This window comes from Bacillus sp. J14TS2 (assembly GCF_018333015.1).
In the GTDB taxonomy this organism is placed as follows: domain Bacteria; phylum Bacillota; class Bacilli; order Bacillales; family Bacillaceae_C; genus Lederbergia.
Genome location: NZ_BORE01000008.1, coordinates 225,627 through 242,968, shown reverse-complemented (window position 1 = coordinate 242,968; position 17,342 = coordinate 225,627). Strand labels below are relative to the sequence as shown.

General features: G+C 39.6%; 14 protein-coding genes. 11 read left to right on the top strand and 3 right to left on the bottom strand.

What is annotated here, in order from left to right:
- Window positions 1-2: 2 nt before the first annotated feature.
- From walK to KI375_RS14285, 7 genes are all read left to right on the top strand, one after another.
- Window positions 3-1,829: a cell wall metabolism sensor histidine kinase WalK gene (walK, locus tag KI375_RS14315; RefSeq protein ID WP_212974150.1), complete on the top strand. Its 1,827-nt coding sequence runs from the start codon at window positions 3-5 to the stop codon at window positions 1,827-1,829.
- Window positions 1,826-3,133, top strand: a complete 1,308-nt coding sequence (locus KI375_RS14310; protein WP_212974149.1) for a YycH family regulatory protein — start codon at window positions 1,826-1,828, stop codon at window positions 3,131-3,133. The genes walK and KI375_RS14310 overlap by 4 nt, the downstream gene beginning before the upstream one ends.
- A complete protein-coding gene (locus KI375_RS14305; RefSeq protein WP_212974148.1) occupies window positions 3,134-3,946 on the top strand; it encodes a two-component system regulatory protein YycI in 813 nt (270 codons plus the stop codon).
- Window positions 3,947-3,951: 5 nt separating this feature from the next.
- Window positions 3,952-4,746: an MBL fold metallo-hydrolase gene (locus KI375_RS14300; protein ID WP_212974147.1), complete on the top strand. Its 795-nt coding sequence runs from the start codon at window positions 3,952-3,954 to the stop codon at window positions 4,744-4,746.
- A 170-nt stretch (window positions 4,747-4,916) separates the two neighbouring features.
- Window positions 4,917-5,864, top strand: coding sequence for a DUF4352 domain-containing protein (locus KI375_RS14295; protein WP_212974146.1), 948 nt, complete (start codon window positions 4,917-4,919; stop codon window positions 5,862-5,864).
- Between the two features lie 218 nt (window positions 5,865-6,082).
- Window positions 6,083-7,291 (top strand): S1C family serine protease, encoded by a 1,209-nt coding sequence (locus tag KI375_RS14290; protein ID WP_212974145.1) that lies wholly within the window; start codon window positions 6,083-6,085, stop codon window positions 7,289-7,291.
- A 671-nt stretch (window positions 7,292-7,962) separates the two neighbouring features.
- Window positions 7,963-8,832, top strand: a complete 870-nt coding sequence (locus KI375_RS14285; RefSeq protein ID WP_212974144.1) for a cation diffusion facilitator family transporter — start codon at window positions 7,963-7,965, stop codon at window positions 8,830-8,832.
- 308 nt (window positions 8,833-9,140) lie between these two features.
- Here KI375_RS14285 and KI375_RS14280 read toward each other — a convergent pair whose 3' ends face one another.
- Both KI375_RS14280 and KI375_RS14275 read right to left on the bottom strand, forming a co-directional pair.
- The gene (locus tag KI375_RS14280; RefSeq protein ID WP_212974143.1) at window positions 9,141-10,952 is read right to left on the bottom strand and encodes a methyl-accepting chemotaxis protein; all 1,812 of its coding nucleotides are present in this window, start codon (window positions 10,950-10,952) and stop codon (window positions 9,141-9,143) included.
- A gap of 4 nt (window positions 10,953-10,956) precedes the next feature.
- Entirely contained in the window at window positions 10,957-13,011 is a 2,055-nt protein-coding gene (locus KI375_RS14275) for an efflux RND transporter permease subunit (protein ID WP_212974142.1), read from the bottom strand.
- Window positions 13,012-13,173: 162 nt separating this feature from the next.
- Here KI375_RS14275 and KI375_RS14270 point away from each other — a divergent pair, with 162 nt between their 5' ends.
- From KI375_RS14270 to KI375_RS14260, 3 genes are all read left to right on the top strand, one after another.
- The gene (locus tag KI375_RS14270; protein ID WP_212974141.1) at window positions 13,174-13,725 is read left to right on the top strand and encodes a TetR/AcrR family transcriptional regulator; all 552 of its coding nucleotides are present in this window, start codon (window positions 13,174-13,176) and stop codon (window positions 13,723-13,725) included.
- Window positions 13,726-13,906: 181 nt separating this feature from the next.
- Complete coding sequence (gene rlmH / locus KI375_RS14265; protein WP_212974140.1) at window positions 13,907-14,386, top strand: 23S rRNA (pseudouridine(1915)-N(3))-methyltransferase RlmH; 480 nt, start codon at window positions 13,907-13,909, stop codon at window positions 14,384-14,386.
- A 235-nt stretch (window positions 14,387-14,621) separates the two neighbouring features.
- Entirely contained in the window at window positions 14,622-15,608 is a 987-nt protein-coding gene (locus KI375_RS14260; RefSeq protein WP_212974139.1) for a virulence RhuM family protein, read from the top strand.
- Between the two features lie 118 nt (window positions 15,609-15,726).
- Here the strand turns inward: KI375_RS14260 and KI375_RS14255 are convergent, their stop codons facing one another.
- The gene (locus KI375_RS14255; protein ID WP_212974138.1) at window positions 15,727-16,158 is read right to left on the bottom strand and encodes a VOC family protein; all 432 of its coding nucleotides are present in this window, start codon (window positions 16,156-16,158) and stop codon (window positions 15,727-15,729) included.
- Between the two features lie 416 nt (window positions 16,159-16,574).
- Here KI375_RS14255 and KI375_RS14250 point away from each other — a divergent pair, with 416 nt between their 5' ends.
- Entirely contained in the window at window positions 16,575-17,267 is a 693-nt protein-coding gene (locus KI375_RS14250) for a response regulator transcription factor (protein WP_212974137.1), read from the top strand.
- Window positions 17,268-17,342: the final 75 nt, after the last annotated feature.

The following is a 17,342-nucleotide window of genomic DNA, read 5'->3' as shown; positions in this document are numbered from 1 at the left end:
CCATGCGAAAAGTTGGCTTTTTTCGTTCCATTCACATTAAGTTTGTACTGATCTATGTACTCTTAATTCTTATTGCGATGCAAATTATTGGTGTGTATTTTGTTGGAAAGTTAGAGGATCAATTAGTCGAGAATTTCCAAAGTGGGATTAAAGGGCGACTTCCTTTATTAGAATATAATATTAAAGAAGAGATCAATAAAGATCGCACAGGGGAGGATGTCCCGCCACTTGAGGACGAGATTAGGAACCTCCTGTTTGACTTTACGGCAACAGATATAGAAGAAGTTCAAGTGATTAATAATCGCAGTGTGATCATTGGTACATCTGAGCCTGATAATCAAGGACTGGTTGGCCAGAAAATACAAAATAGAATGGTCAACCTAACGTTTTCCTCTGAGGAGGGTCGTGATAAAATCCAGTTTGATAAGGAAGAGGAAGGGCGCATCTGGGTCGTGACCTCGCCGATTATCATCTCTGGAGAAATGGTTGGGACCATCCTTTTGGTCGCAAAAATTGAGACTGTTTTTGAACAGCTAAGTGAAATCAATAATATTTTTATTACTGGTACAGTAATCGCGATGCTGATTACAGCACTACTTGGTATTTTATTAGCACGAATGATTACAAGACCAATTGCAGATATGAAAAAGCAAGCGACGGCGATGGCAAAGGGAAACTTTTCCCGAAAGGTTCGTGTATATGGCAATGATGAAATTGGTCAATTGGCGCAATCCTTTAACCATCTAACCAAAGGATTACAGGAAGCCCATGCAACAACAGAAGGAGAGAGGCGGAAGTTGTCCTCGGTGCTAACGTATATGACCGATGGAGTGATTGCGACAGATCGCAAGGGAAGAGTCATTTTGATCAATGAGCGAGCAGCTGACATGTTGACTGTTTCACGTGAAACAGTCCTTTCCCAACCGATTACAGAATTATTGGAGTTAGAAGAGGATTATAGCTTTGATGATCTGTTAGCTGAGCAAGAATCGATTGTACTAGATTATAGTTCAAAAGAAAGCTATTTTATTTTACGAGCGAATATGTCTGTTATTCAGCGAGAGACCGGATTTGTGAATGGCCTAATTGTTGTGTTGCATGATGTAACAGAACAAGAGAAACTAGACAGAGAGCGGCGAGAATTTGTTTCGAATGTTTCCCATGAATTACGGACACCATTAACGACGATGAAGAGTTATTTAGAGGCATTATCAGAGGGAGCAATCAAGGATGAAGAATTGGGGCCGCGCTTTTTAAGTGTGACGAGAACTGAGACAGAGCGGATGATTCGATTGGTGAATGATCTCCTCGACTTATCGCGGATGGATAGCCGCAATTTCACCATCAATCCTGGATGGGTAAATTTCAGTTCTTTCTTAAATCAAATCATTGATCGTTTTGAAATGACGAAGGAAAGGAATGTTCATTTTAGTCGTCTTTTTCCGAAGGAATCAGTGTTTGTAGAGATTGATGAAGATAAACTTACACAGGTGATTGATAATATCATTTCGAATGCAATGAAATATTCTCCTGAGGGGGGAAGTATTACCTCACGGATTAAAGTGTTGGATGATCATATTGAAGTAAGTATTAGTGACCAGGGGATCGGCATTCCGAAGGATAATTTAAATAAAGTGTTTGAACGGTTTTATCGTGTTGATCGTGCCAGGACAAGGCAGCTCGGTGGTACAGGGCTTGGCCTTGCGATTGCCAAGGAGATTATCGGTGTTCATGGCGGAGATATATGGGCGAAAAGCCAAGAGGGGAAAGGAACGACCATTATCTTTACATTGCCATATGACCCTGTGCAAGGGGATGATTGGTTGTGAAATATGAGACATTAAAATCAATAGTGTTGTTTTTATTAGTTATTTTAAGTGTTGGATTGACTTGGAGCTTATGGACGTATCAGCCTAAATATGAATTTTTGGACCCGAAAAATATTCATAATATCATGATTGCAGAACCAAAGGATATTCCTGAGCTCATTAAGCCCAATCGCATTCTTTACCATACGGATGATGTACATTATGGATCACAAAATAGGGAAATCGTTCAATCAACGATTATGGAAATAAGCACATGGAATTTTTATGATATTGGCAATGGGCAGGTCAAAGAGCCCAAGCAAATTCAAGAATTGCAAAATGGCCCTGACCGGATAGTGATTGATTATCCTAGTAAAGTCCCTTTTGAAGTATATAAAGGGGTTATTCAAGTGGAAGATCCTACGCCAAATGCTTCTTTTGACCATATTGTTATCTTATCTTCTGAGGTAACGGAGGAAGGAGCATCTGTTTATTTTATTTCGACAGAGGATAATCGAGTATATGAATTTCACATTAATCCCGATCGTATAGAGCGGCTGTTTGCTGCAACCGATCAGGAAATAGAAAAGTTTCAAGAATATCAGGAGTTAACCTTGCCTGATCAGCGACTGCTCTATGTCCCTAAAAATAAACTGGAGATGAGAAAATATAAGTATTATCCTGAGATGATTGACCCCAGCGAATTTAAAGATGCGCTTTTCCGTGATCCAAGTAAAGTACAGCGTGAGGAGATTTCTAATGGCGTGCAATTTACCAATGATACAAGCATGATGAAGGTGGATTACTTCACGCGTGTGTTAAAATATGTCAATCCAGGCCTGGATTCTGGCAGCTATGTGGAACAAAGCCAAGCGAAAATTTTGAAGCAAGGTATCGACTTTGTCAATGAGCATGGGGGTTGGACAGATAATTATCGATATGATGAAATGTCTGTATTTGAAAAAAAACTGGTTTTCCGTTTATATGTTGGTAATTATCCAGTGTTTAATGAGAACGGGATGACACAGATTACTCAGATCTGGGGAGACGAAGAAGTTTCTGAATATAGACGACCATACTTTACGCTAATGATTCCATTGCCTCCCCAGGAAAGAATAGAACTTCCTACAGGAGATGAGGTCCTTGATTATTTGCTTTCGGATAAGGAGCGGAACCCGAAGCTATTACAGGACTTAGTGTTAGGCTATCGGCTTTCAAGAGATACAACGAATGAAGATGTAGTGGAGCTAGAACCGACTTGGTATTATTTATATGGCGGCAATTGGATGCCTTTTGACATGGAAGAAGAAATGGGGGGGCTCTAGATGGATTGGGGGAAAATTAAAGCCATCTTTATCATTGCTTTTCTCATCTTAGATGTGTTCCTTCTGACACAATTGCAGGTCAAAAGAGAGCAATATGAAGTGACCTCAAATAATACAGCTACTTTAGCAGAAAATTTGAAAGCGGATGGAGTCGAATATGACGAACTATCAGAAGAAACGGTAATGGATCATTATCTAAGTGCGAACACGAAGACTTTCACAAAAGAAATGTTCAAGGACTTGAAGGATCAGGAGATTCAATTGAATGATGGCACGGCCATTCATAGTCAGTTAGCAAAGCCATTTTCACTAGAAAGCTTTGATGAATCTGAAGCTTTAAATGAGTTTGTGCAAGAGAATGTTGTCAATGGGGAGCAATATGCTTTTTGGGGTTATGATGAAGAGGATGATTCGATTACCTATTTTCAAGAGGTGGAAGAAGATAAATTTATCTTTATGAATCAGAGTGCCCAATTAATTCTCCACCTTAATGATGATGGAGCTATTGTTTCTTATGATCAAACGATGTTAGATCCGATTGAACCGATCAATGGCGAAGAGGAAGAAGTAATTTCGCCGAGTAGTGCCATAGGAGCTCTTTATCATCGGGGGGCTTTAACTGATAGCAAAATCGTCGGGAAGGTAAAGCTTGGCTATTATACACTCGTAAATATGGAAGCAACACAGGTGTTAACACCGACTTGGCATGTGATTGTAGAAAAAGATGGTGAACGAATGGACATGCTTGTCAATGCGTATGAGGGAAAAGTGATACAAGGGAAGCCGGACAAGGAGAAAACGTTATTGGAGTGAAGGGAATGTCAATGCAGTTTAGTGTACTGGCAAGTGGGAGTACCGGAAATGCTACTTATATAGAAACAGAGGACCATTCCATTCTGGTAGATGCGGGATTAAGCGGAAAGCAAATGGATAAATTATTTCAGCAAATTGGACGAGACCCAGCCAATTTGGATGCGATCCTGGTAACACATGAGCATTCCGATCATATAAAAGGGGTCGGAATTATGGCACGTAAATATAAGTTACCGATCTATGCAAATGAAAAGACATGGAGTGCAATGGAACGTCAGTTAGGGACGATTTCGACCGATCAAAAATTCAATTTTGAAATGGAAACAGTGAAAAGCTTCGGTGCACTACAGATTGAATCCTTTGGTGTCTCCCATGACGCGGTAGAGCCGATGTTCTATAGCTTTCATCTGGGGGAGAAAAAACTTGTTCTCATTACCGATACAGGCTATGTGAGTGATCGAATGAAAGGGACAATTGAGAACGCGGACATGTATGTGTTTGAAAGCAATCATGATGTCCAGATGTTACGAATGGGAAGATATCCATGGAATATCAAACGGAGAATTTTGAGTGATGTCGGGCATGTTTCCAACGAAGATGCTGCACTGGCGATGTGCGATTGCATTGGCGACCGCACGAAGGCGATTTATTTAGCCCATCTAAGCTTAGACAATAATATGAAGGACCTAGCGAGGATGAGTGTTCAACAAACATTAGAAGAAAAGGACATGCCTGTTGGCAGCCAATTTAAATTATTTGATACCGACCCAAGCAAGCCTACAAGTTTAACAGCGGTTTAATGAAAGTCCCTTGCAAGTCGTAGATCGACTGGCGGAGGGGCTTTTTTGCATGAAAAAGTAAAATAGCCTGCTAGCAGCCCAATCTAATGGCATTAAAAAGATCTATTCAACAAGGAGAAAATTGGTGTATCATATATAGGTATTTTACAACAGGGAGAAAGGACTACATAATGAGAAAGATACTATTATTAATACCAATTATTTTCCTATTTATTTTGCTAGGGGGATGTCAAGGTGATGGGAATGGGGCAAGTGACCCTGAGAAAAAGAAGGACGTCCAATTTACTGGCTATTTTACGACAAATGAAGTGGATAGCAATCATACCATCCCTATTTTGTTCGTCGTCAAAAATGAAGGGAATCAGGCGATCAAAGTGATGGAAGATGATTTTGTTCTAGAGCCAGAGGATCCAGAAATTGAGCATGGATATGGTGCAAGCACAGGGGAAGTGCCCCGTTTTATAACCGTAGAGGCGCATGAAGAGGCGGCGATCATCGCCCATTATTTAGTCACAGATAACGAGGCTTTGGAGACAGTCTCAGCCAGAGATTTCCATTTACAATATTATGGTGATTTGGAGAATGTTCACTACCCACTCACGCTAAGTGATGAGGTACCAACGGAATACGCGCAGCTGGCTGCAGATTGGAATCAGGAGTCGGGAACCAATGAAGATGAAGCGACCTGGGCTGATGAGCAAAATGAATCCGACACAGAGATTGTAAATGGTTTTGAAGTGCAGCATCGTTTCAAAGTAACCGGCTATCTGATGGAAGATCGTGGTGGTGGTCATGTCAAAGTACATATCCGTGTTGAAAATTTGACCGATAAAGAGCAGACATTTGATGCTGATCTTTTAAAAATATATGATTCCAAACAGGAATATGACTTGGCACCTGAAACTGATAGTGAATTTCGTTCACTTATCCCAATTCCGCGACATGGAAAAGTAGATTATATCCAATACTATTTGCTTATCGATGATTATGAATCAGATACAGAGGATATAATGTCCGACATACAGGGATTTCATTATATCGATGATCAGATTATGGAGTCAGTTGATGTGTATGGAAATTATCAAGAAGCACTGCCAAACGATTTTTCACGTGAGTAATCAGGAGGTTTTCATAAAGCTTTTCTATCCTAAACAAGATAGGAAGGCTTTTTTTAAACCCACAGTATAGGTTGAGCTGGGACACTGATATTGTTAGAACAAAAATGGCTAACGATCATAACGGAGACGATTCCTTTTTGAAAGTTTCGCTTTTAGATTATAATATAAGAAAGAAAAGCCAAACTAAACGGAAGAGTTTATAGAAAGGAATGGTGTGTGTGGGGTATTACGATGATCACAGCACAAACCGAGATCGAAAAAGGGGGAAGGGATCAAGCTTTTTCATCGGCTTGGTTGGTGGCATTATTGGTGCACTATTAGTGGTTATGATTTATCCTGCTGTTACGAGTAATACAAATGATCATACGCGAGTGGAATCAGGACAAAGTAATCAGGGAAATGCTCCGTCGAAAAATGTTTCTCTTGATGTAACAACAGATGTTACGTCCGCAGTCGATAAAACGGCGAAAGCGGTTGTCGGGATTACGAACATTCAAACCTCTAGTTTTTGGTCTGGAGCTGAGGGACAAGACCAAGAAGCCGGAGTCGGTTCAGGTGTCATGTATAAAAAAGCTGACGATACTGTCTATATTGTTACGAACCATCATGTGGTGGAAGGAGCTTCTCAATTAGAGGTCACATTGGAAGATGGGACAAAGTTTCCAGCAGAATTAAGAGGAAGCGATGTTTGGACAGACCTTGCTGTTGTAGAAGTTGACTCCAAAGATATTCCTGATGAGATGATTTCCGAATTTGGTGATTCAGATGTTCTGAAGATTGGCGAGCCTGTTCTCGCAATTGGAAACCCACTTGGATTGCAATTCTCCGGGTCAGTTACCCAAGGAATCATTTCAGGTGTGAATCGAACGGTCCCAGTTGATATTAACCAGGATGGAATTCCTGATTGGCAGGCAGAGGTTATACAAACGGATGCAGCAATTAACCCAGGCAATAGCGGAGGAGCTTTAGTGAATATTGGCGGCCAAGTGGTTGGCATTAACTCCATGAAAATTGCTGAAAGTGCTGTAGAAGGAATAGGTTTTTCCATCCCGATCAACTATGTAATTCCAGTGATTGAGGATTTAGAGAAATTTGGCGAAGTCAAACGTCCTTCGATGGGAGTGACATTACGGAATGTCAATGAAGTGGCGGCTTATCATCAACAGGAGACATTAAAATTGCCTAAAGATGTACAAGAAGGCGTGATGATTGAATCAGTTGTGCCGAATTCTCCAGCAGAAAGTGCAGGTCTAAAAGAGCTGGACGTTATTGTTGAACTTGATGGAGAAAAAGTAGATGATATTCTTCAATTACGAAAGCACCTCTATAATCAGAAAAGCGTAGGAGATTCTATGGAGGTGAAATATTACAGAGGTGGTGAATTGAACAAAGCCACTCTTAAATTAACAGATGAATCACGAATGTAAATGTGGATAACTGTAAAACGGGAAGGTGATGATTACTTTCCCGTTTTTTCGTGAGAAAAAAGATTGAGTATACTTACTTGTGGATAACCTAGATCTGTGCCTTTGTCGAAAAAGCGTTTAATATACAAAAAGTAAAGCATGAAAAAAAGATTCTAATCAAAAAGTAAGAAAATGCAAGTTGTTGTAAAAGCAAGCAGGATAGGCGTTTATGAAGGTGGATTGCTGTGAAGAACATGTAAAAGCAGCTTTAGATCTGATTGTCGATGAATGTGAAACAGCACTAATATAGAGAAGCTACAAACAGAAGGGAATTTATCAACAGCCTGTGAATATTGTCGAAACGTAGCAGCATATCTTGTGGGGAACTAATATTCTAATCACGAAATGTGGATAGGATCTGTGTATATGTGGATAACTATTGTGTATAACTTGTTCGTAACCTGTGTGTAATAAATGAAATGTTGCCCTGTGGGTAACTCTATTCAGGTTGTGGATAAATAAAAAGCGAACGAAGGCTGAGCAAGCTTTTTGGTGATATAAGGGGTTTTTCCTTAATGCAACATACTTGCCTTTCGCTCATTAACATAGAGTCAGATAAAAAGGTTTCTATAGACCCACTCATAGTTCATTCAGTATGATGGATACAAGCGCTTGGTGAGGGAGGGACAAAGATGGATGAGCAAAAGTACAAAAATCTTAAATTAGGCGAACGAGGAGCCATTGTTAGCATTATGGCTTATATCTGCCTTTCCATCTTAAAATTAGTTTTTGGCTATATGAGTGACTCCACTGCTTTAAAAGCAGATGGTTTAAATAATACTACCGATATTATTGCCTCTGTTGCCGTCCTCATTGGGCTCAAGTTATCGAGAAGACCACCTGATCAGGATCATCGGTATGGCCATTGGAAAAGTGAATCGATTTCCTCGATGATTGCTTCTTTTATTATGTTAGCCGTCGGCATTCAAGTATTGCGGGATGCCATCACCTCCATGTTCCAGGAGGAAAAGGTCGCACCAGATATGTTGGCAGGATATGTAGGAGTCTTTTCAGCGCTAGCCATGTATTTTATTTATCGCTATAACAAAAAATTAGCGAATAAAATTAATAGCAAAGCGGTTATGGCTGCAGCAAAAGACAATCTTTCCGATGCTTGGGTAAGTATAGGGATCGCAATTGGTATCTTTGGTTCTCAATTCAATATGCCATGGCTTGATACAGTAACAGCGATTATTGTGGGACTATTAATTTGTAAAACAGCCTGGGATATCTTTAAAGGAGCATCTCATGAACTTTCCGATGGATTTGATGAAGAAAAAATTCAACTTTATCACGACGTCATCGCTATGGTCGATGGAGTGAATGGAATCCAAGAAATCAAAGGCAGAAATTATGGGAATAATGAAGTCATCGATGTTGCGATTCTAGTCAATGAGAACTTAAATATTCATGAAGCCCATGATATAGCGAGCCGTGTAGAAAATGTCATGATCGAGAAATACGGGGTTTACGATGTCCATGTTCATATGGAGCCGAATTAAAGAATCACTCCTCAGAGACCACCACAAATAGAACCCGCTGATTTAAAGACAGCGGGGTTAAGGCTCTGTGGACGTAGATGATATATTGTGGAAAATAATATATGACTTTATAATTGAAGGGGTTATTGGTATATATGTAAATATTAGTTAAATCCGAGATCGCCTTCATTAAACGGAGTATATAAAAAGACAAGCGTGCCAGGTACTGAAATGATTCAAAATTGTTTCAGTACCTGGCACGCTTTATTAAGTGGAGCGAGCTATCATCATTCGTCTGTTTTTAGGAGGGAGAGTAGTTATCTTCCCTTTCAGCGGAACAAATCTAAGAACCGATCCCAAAGACCTTTCTGTTCTTCCTTTGTTTCTTTTATGCTTTCAGGTTCTTCGATTTCAATCGATTCGGTCTGCAGAGCAAATTGTACCACATCGACTTTTTTATTTTCCTCAGATACAAACGAGATTGGCTCGAAATCAGATGTATCATATTCCTCTAGCATTTTATCTATCTCGGACTGCATTTCGTTAGGCAAATCACTGGTTTCTTTTTCAAGTTCTTCCGTGCCGTTCTGAAGAGCTCCGGTACCTTCATCAAGAGAAGCAGTGCCACTGCCAAGTCCCTTGATACCTTTATCAATCTCTTGATAGTTTGATGCCAAATCGCTAACGCCATTGGTGTATTCTGCTAAGCCTTGATGGAAAGATTGATACTGTGATGCAAGGTCTGATATGCCTGATTGCAATTTTTCCAGTTCATCAAAACCATCCATATTATCCAATCCACTTTCCACTGCAGATGCGGTAGAGTTGGCTTCATCTGCCATTTTTCGTACTGCACCAGAAATGTTATCCAATGTTCCCGTCACTGCATCAAATAAGGGCTTCACCGACTCATACGTACCTTTGGCTCTCTGAGCTGATTCATAAGACTCTAATAATTGGTTGACAACTTCCTGATCGACATCACTTTTTAATAATTCCTCTATTTGATCTTCTGTGATGTTACCATTCGGGACCGCGTTTAGCGCCTCAGCTAAACTACTATAGGCCTTATCATAGTTAGTACGCAATTCATCAAGTCCATCAGCCGTTTCGTTTAAGCCAGCTGCTAATGCGCGAAGACCTTCTGGTAATTGCTTGAGATCACCTGTGTCAGGAGTCTCATTTGGAGCACTTTGTAATGCACCCGCCACTTGCTGTAGAGCCTTTTGGATCTCTGAGGAACCGCCGACCAGTTCACCGGATGATTGATTCAGCTGATTGATCCCATTCAGGTAACTACTAGAACCGTTACTCAGTTCGGTGGCACCACCATTCAAGTCCGAAATGCCACCCTTCAAATCGCCAACCCCGTCATTAATCTTCTTAATCGCGTCTGCCAGGGATGTCATATCCCCTTTCATATCTCCCAAATCCGGATCATCAAAAGGAATCGCAGCCGGTGTTGCTGATATGTTAATCGGGTCCAATTCAAGATCCGTCACATCGGCAGATACAATGAATGTTTCTTCCTTTTTCGGCATAACCGTAAAGGTTAGCATCGTATCTTTACCGGATTTCGCTTTGGTTGCATCAGGAGCTTGAATCTGATCAAACTTGACTGGATCAAGCGTCAACGAGATTTGCATCATGTAATTCTCGAAAAATGCAGGGTCTGCATCATCATTGCCAGAGGTCTTAATCTGCAATTCTAGAGATCCATTTTTCCCAGCTAATTCATTAGGATCTATTTCCTTTCCATCCAGCATATAGGTAATTTCAATATTCCATGGCAGTGGCCGATTATCAATGGCACCTTGATAATAAAAATTATCATCGCCTTTTTCCACTTGAAAACGGACCTTACTATCATCCATCTGTTCGATATCTAATAAATTACTCAAGTTTCGAACATCCGTATAATCTCCATGATCTGTGATGGTGCCAGGCTTCGTGTCATGGAATGTATTGACCACATACATATCTTGCAAAGATCCATTTGCTCCCAGCTTGCCGTAAATGGCTTCGTCCTTCGTGGTATAGGCATCCTCATTTTCATTATCTTTCGCTAACACTGAAAAAGGAAGTGAGCCAAATACCAAAAAGGTTCCCATCATCACGGCTGCTATTTGTTTAGATCGCATCATATCACTCCTCTTTCTTTTTATAAAAATTCGGCTTCCAGGTTGTTTTTTCAAGCAATCGGTCGAATACGATGAGCAGTGCCGGTAGTAAGAGCAATACGGCAATAAAGGCTAACAACGCACCGCGTCCAAGTAAGAGTCCAATGGACGAGACGATCGGATCTGATGACGTCGCCGACAAAATAAATCCGACACTGGACAGAATAGAGGCAGACACCGCAATGGAGAATGTCTTCTCATTAATGGTTTTCTTCACGGCTTCCAATGCACTCATGTCTTTACGGAGTTGCGTATAGTATTCGGTAAATAAGATGCCATAGTCGACAGTTGCTGCCAACTGGACCGTACTGATGATCAGATACCCGATATAAACAAGTGGTGAATCGGTTAAGTACGGGACGGCCAAGTTAATCCATACGGATGTCTCGATCGTCAACAATAAAACGACAGGGAAGGAAATCGACCGGAATGTGATCAGTAGAACAATGGCAATCGAAATCACTGTCAGTGCGTTGACTAACGTATTGTCCTTTTCCACAATATCCTTCATATCGTACATCGTCACGCTTTCCCCAAGAGCATGGTAATCATCATCATAATAATCAGTGGCAATTTGTTTAACCTTTTCGACAAGAGCAAATGCCTCGTCACCCTCCGAATCCGTTGTCGTATTTAAAGTGATACGACTGTAATGCTTCGAAAAGAATGATTCAGTTACCGATTCATCGAGATACCCTGACGGTATACCTGCCCCGACAGTATTCACATAAGAAATTGTACTTTTCACTTCATCGAGATCACCAAGATCCTGTACTAGTAGCTCTTCTCGTGCCAGATCTCCTTTTGGTACTAACAGAACCATCGGGGTATATTTATCAAACACAGCTTCAATTGCACGCTCATCCTGACCGGCACGTGTATCGGCGGGATTGTCTCCAGTTCCATAAAGGAAATCCGTATTTCCTTGTGCCAAAAAAGCCGGAACAATGAGAATAGCCACGATCAATAGGACCGGAATCCGAAGTTTCACGATATACTTCCCGAAATTATATTTACTAGGCAAGAAGGCACGATGCTTAGTTTTATCAATCCATTTATACAGCATTAACGTGAGAGCTGGGAGGAGGATCATCACACTGATGAAACTGAGCAAAATTCCTTTCAGCAGGTTCAAGCCTAAATCTGCGCCAAGCCCAAAATTCATAAACATCAAAGCTGTAAATCCAAAGACTGTTGTTGATGCACTAGCTGCAATTGCCGGAAAAGACCGCTTCATTGCCAGCTTCATCGCTTCCGCTGGCGTCGCCTCTGTCTTCCGATAATCGGTGAAGCTATGAAGCAGGAAGATGGCGTAGTCAAGTGACACAGCCAGCTGCAAAATCGGAGCGACAGCTTGGGTGACAAAGGAAACCTCACCTAGAAAGATATTCGTCCCCATATTAATCAGAACGGAGACGCCTATAGTTATAAGGAAAAACACCGGCTCCAGCCATGAAGTAGTGGACAACAGCAGAATCAAAATTATAACGGGTACAAGAATGAACGCTGCATTCATTGACTCATCGCCTGTTAATTGTTGCGATTTCGCCGTATTCAAAGCCTCTCCTGACATCGCATTATCCCTACCAATCAACTCATAGACGGCATCTGTCGTTTCCACTTCTTTTCCACTTTCAATTTCAAAGGAAAACAGTGCATTGTCATCTTTATAGTACGTTTCAATGGTATCTTTATTTTCCATTTCGATGGGTGTTGTAATATCCATTACATCATCGAGCCACATCACCCCAGAGACACCAGCAATGTCTTCCAATTTCTGTTTGTATGCTAATGCTTCTTGGATGTCGACATCCTTTATCATGACCCGTGTATTGGGCACATCATCGTTAAATTCTTCATCCATCACATTCGTGGATTTAATCGATGGTGCATCATCGGACAGATAGTCAACCATATCATAATTGGTCCTAACGCCAAACTGCACTACCGCACTAACAATTGCCAGAACGACAAAGGTGATGACAATCGATTTTTTATATTTTAAAATAAGTTCTGTCATTTCTGTCTTTGCTCATCCTTTCTTGCTCTATCCATTCAAACACGATATCATTATACACGACACCGTGTTGGAGATACAACAGACAGTTTTGTATTGAAAGTGTAAAAACCAACACATAAGATCGATGTGTTGAAGAAAAGTAAAAGTGAGTGTGACAATTTAATGAACAAAAAACTCGATCGACGAAAGAAGTACACCCGAAAGGTTTTAATGGATAGTTTCATCACTTTATTGAAGACCAAGCCGATTTCGGCTATCACCGTTAAAGAAATCTGCGAACGGGCTGATATCAACCGTTCCACTTTTTACGCGCACTACAAAGACCAATTTGACCTGCTTGCGCAAATAGAAGAAGAAATCATCACAGACCTACATATGTATTTAAATCAATACAATGTTGAGCAGGAGCGGGAAGTACTTCAGCTGACAGAAAGGCTTCTGGAATATGTCGTTTCCAAGTATGAAATGTTCCAAGTACTCCTCAATGAAAATGCCGATCATACATTTGAAAGACGTGTAATGGATGTCGTCCGTTCCTTTCTGATCCAAAGTAAGATCACCAGCGATGAAGTAGATGCGAATACTTCCGAATATGTGATTACTTATTTAATCAGTGGCAGCATATACGTTATAAAACAATGGGTTGCCAACAACATGGATCAGTCACCCAAACAGCTCGCACAGCTAATTAATAGTTTTAGGTTTAAGGAATGATAATTTCTGTACAAGAAGCAATCTAGCATTGTCATTCTTAAAAGAGAACTTTCGACAGCAAAAATAAAGAGTAAAGGGACAGGCCATGTTAGCTAGAAAGGGAGTAGGAAGCAAGTCCCTTTTTTGCTACACTAATGAGAAGAGAAAGCGGATTTTATCGCAAAGCAAAGGAACGAACCTAATGAAAATTACGATTATCAGCGTTGGAAAACTAAAGGAAAAATACTTGAAACAAGGTATCCAAGAATATCTAAAACGCTTAAGTGCCTACGCCAAAGTTGAGATCATCGAAGTAGCAGACGAAAAAGCGCCGGAAAACTTAAGCGAAGCAGATATGGAAATCGTCAAGCACAAAGAAGGAGAGCGTATCCTCACTCACATATCCCAAGACACCCACGTCGTCACCCTAGAAATCAACGGTGCCATGCTCACCTCAGAACAACTTGCCAAAAAAATGGACGACCTCGCCACCTATGGCAAAAGTAAAATTGCCTTCATCATTGGCGGATCTCTCGGTTTGAGCAAGGAAGTCCAAGACCGCAGCAACTATGCCCTCTCGTTCTCCAAAATGACCTTTCCCCATCAATTGATGAGATTGGTCTTGTTGGAGCAGGTGTATCGGGGGTTTAGGATTAATAGGGGGGAACCGTATCATAAATAGTGGTAAAGCAAAGGGTTGAAATTGAAATGAATAAAACTGTATTAGAAAAAATCAAATAGTAAATTGTAAACTCCTTTAGATTCTTTCATGAATGTAAGGAGTTTTCTTTTTGTGCTAAGTTAAAGGGAATAAATGTTCCTATCTTATTAAATTTCTTATATTTAGATGTTATAATATTCGGTAGAAGAAAACCTAATAAGTGTCCAATAAATTTTATAAAAAAGGAGTGAATGGAATGGATAACAAAACAGACATTTTAATCTATCAAACAGAGGACGGAAACACAAAAATAGATGTTAGATTAGAAAATGAAACTGTTTGGATGACGCAAAAGGCAATTGCGGAATTGTATCAATCGACTAAGCAGAACATAAGTCTCCATATAAAAAATATCTTTGAAGAAAAGGAATTAGATGAGAATTCAGTTGTCAAGTATTACTTGACAACTGCTAGAGATGGGAAAAATTACAAGACCAAACTCTACAATCTTGAAATGATTATCGCAATCGGTTATCGAGTACGTTCCCATCGAGGTACTCAATTCCGTCAGTGGGCAACAGAACGCTTAAATGAATATCTTGTTAAAGGGTTTACCATGGATGACGAGCGTTTGAAAGAAATGCGCAACTTTGGACAGGATTATTTCGATGAATTGCTGGAACGAATCCGTGATATTCGTGCTTCAGAGAAAAGGTTCTATCAGAAGATAACTAATATTTACGCTACATCAATTGACTACAATCCAAAGGCAGAAATTACACAAGATTTCTTTGCTACGGTTCAGAATAAACTTCATTTTGCTATACATGGTCAAACTGCTGCAGAACTTATTGTAGATAGGGTAAAATCAGAGAAAGAAAATATGGGGCTTACTTCATGGAAAGGGGATAAAGTACGTAAACGAGATGTTACTGTTGCTAAAAATTACTTATCTGAAAAAGAGTTAAAGTCGCTTAATCGAATTGTTACAATGTATTTGGATTATGCGGAGGATCAAGCAGAACGAAAACGACCAATGTATATGAAAGATTGGAATGATAGATTAAATGCATTTCTGAAATTTAATGATCGTGATATTCTTGAAAATGCTGGAAAGGTATCAAAAGCCGTCGCAGATGAGATTGCGATTCAAGAATATGAGAGATTTAATCAACATCGAATTGTTCAAAACACCTCCGATGACTTTGAAAAATTTATTGAGAACAATGGTCTTAAAAAGTAATGAAGTGGTTAATACTACTCTTACACTAAAGGATTAATTAGGTAGAATTACTAATCTTATTTGAATGGTAACACTACCTTTGTGACCATAAGGTAGTGTGTGGAAAATTTTATAAGGCTTATAATCTATCTTTTAAATCATTTTTCTGCATTTCCTTAACATGATCTGAATGAAAAGGAGAACCTTTTACTTCATTCACCACACTAAACGGATTTCCATCTAAATCGAAAAAGTCAAAGAACTTCATGTCACCGAAAGCGTCAATTTCAGTAGTCACTACGTCGTTGTATTTAAAGTGTTGATGGGCAGTTTCAATATCATCAACGATAAAATTGTAATAGGCATTTTTCTGGTTCCCCTTGATGATAAACTCAGTGGGCTGGGGGGCTTCAACTTTTACCAAGGCTAATTGGGTTGACCCAGATGGTAAATAAAAGCCTGCACCATCTTCCCAGCTATCAATTTTCTTTACACCAAGAAACTTTTCATACCACTCTGTAGATTTTTCAATATTTGTTACTGGAATAAAAATACCGCCAATTTTAAACATAATACTCCTCCTTCAGATGAAATTCTTATGTATAACGTATATAATAGCGCAAAAGTTACATGAGAAATAAAAAAATTATAAAAAAGGTGTAAAAGATGATTTTTGAGAACTTAGAGTTAGAGGTAAATAAACTTTATCTTCCTTGTTTTGACGAGTATGATTTTCTCATAATAATTAAATGATGGTAATATTTATTTTACCAATAACAGGTACTGAGCCAAAACATAAATAAAGTATTACCAAGCAAAAATAGAAATTTCCTGGGAAAGTAACAGGATAGAATAAAGTTAATTATGATGATATTCATTGAAGAATAGGATTATGAAGAAATACGGTATATTCCATAATGGGCGTTAGCAAAAAAGTTATGCGTTATATATGCCAAACGAATCCCAAAAATGAAGGTGGAGCAAAGTATGGGTGAACAAATCCACATCTTAGTAGTAGAAGATAACGATGATATTAATCAATTGCTATGTAACATCATAAAAAAGAATGGCTATCATCCGCAGCCTGTATATTCTGGTACAGAAGCAATGCTGTACTTGGAAAAGCAGGAATGGGATATGTTACTCCTTGATCTTATGCTTCCTGGGATGTCTGGGGATGAAATCCTGACAAAGATTGCTGAACAACGTAATATCCCAGTTATTATTATTTCAGCAAAAATAGATCAAGAAACAAAAATAGGTATGTTAAGAACCGGTGCTGACGATTATATTACAAAGCCTTTTGATATTGAGGAAGTGTCTGCTCGGATTGATTCTCATTTGCGAAGATACCAGCGAATAAATAAACGACCAAACACGAAGCGGCTTAAACATAAAGACATAGAGATTGATCAAGAGGCTAAAGCCGTTTTTCTACAAGAGAAGCAGCTAAATTTTACAGCACGTGAATACGAGATATTAGTTCTCTTCCTGTCATCGCCGAAAAAGGTTTTCACGAAGAAAAATTTGTTTGAAAGTGTTTGGAAAGAGGCGTTTTACGGGGATGATAATACGATGAATGTACATATAAGCAACATACGAAACAAACTAGCGGCGATTAACCCAGATGAGCAGTATATCGAGACCGTTTGGGGAATGGGGTATCGACTTAAAACTTAAGGTTTTCTTAAGATTCTCCTTAAGAGTTTATAAAGGTTTCCTTTCTATACTAAAAGCATCATGTTAAGGAGGGAA

Bases quoted from the DNA above. Each gene is read 5' to 3' on its own strand.
- walK (WP_212974150.1), top strand. From the start codon at position 3: ATGCGAAAAGTTGGCTTTTTTCGTTCCATTCACATTAAGTTTGTACTG.
- KI375_RS14305 (WP_212974148.1), top strand. From the start codon at position 3,134: ATGGATTGGGGGAAAATTAAAGCCATCTTTATCATTGCTTTTCTCATC.
- KI375_RS14300 (WP_212974147.1), top strand. From the start codon at position 3,952: ATGTCAATGCAGTTTAGTGTACTGGCAAGTGGGAGTACCGGAAATGCT.
- KI375_RS14295 (WP_212974146.1), top strand. From the start codon at position 4,917: ATGAGAAAGATACTATTATTAATACCAATTATTTTCCTATTTATTTTG.
- KI375_RS14285 (WP_212974144.1), top strand. From the start codon at position 7,963: ATGGATGAGCAAAAGTACAAAAATCTTAAATTAGGCGAACGAGGAGCC.
- KI375_RS14280 (WP_212974143.1), bottom strand. From the start codon at position 10,952: ATGCGATCTAAACAAATAGCAGCCGTGATGATGGGAACCTTTTTGGTA.
- KI375_RS14275 (WP_212974142.1), bottom strand. From the start codon at position 13,011: ATGACAGAACTTATTTTAAAATATAAAAAATCGATTGTCATCACCTTT.
- KI375_RS14270 (WP_212974141.1), top strand. From the start codon at position 13,174: ATGAACAAAAAACTCGATCGACGAAAGAAGTACACCCGAAAGGTTTTA.
- rlmH (WP_212974140.1), top strand. From the start codon at position 13,907: ATGAAAATTACGATTATCAGCGTTGGAAAACTAAAGGAAAAATACTTG.
- KI375_RS14260 (WP_212974139.1), top strand. From the start codon at position 14,622: ATGGATAACAAAACAGACATTTTAATCTATCAAACAGAGGACGGAAAC.
- KI375_RS14255 (WP_212974138.1), bottom strand. From the start codon at position 16,158: ATGTTTAAAATTGGCGGTATTTTTATTCCAGTAACAAATATTGAAAAA.
- KI375_RS14250 (WP_212974137.1), top strand. From the start codon at position 16,575: ATGGGTGAACAAATCCACATCTTAGTAGTAGAAGATAACGATGATATT.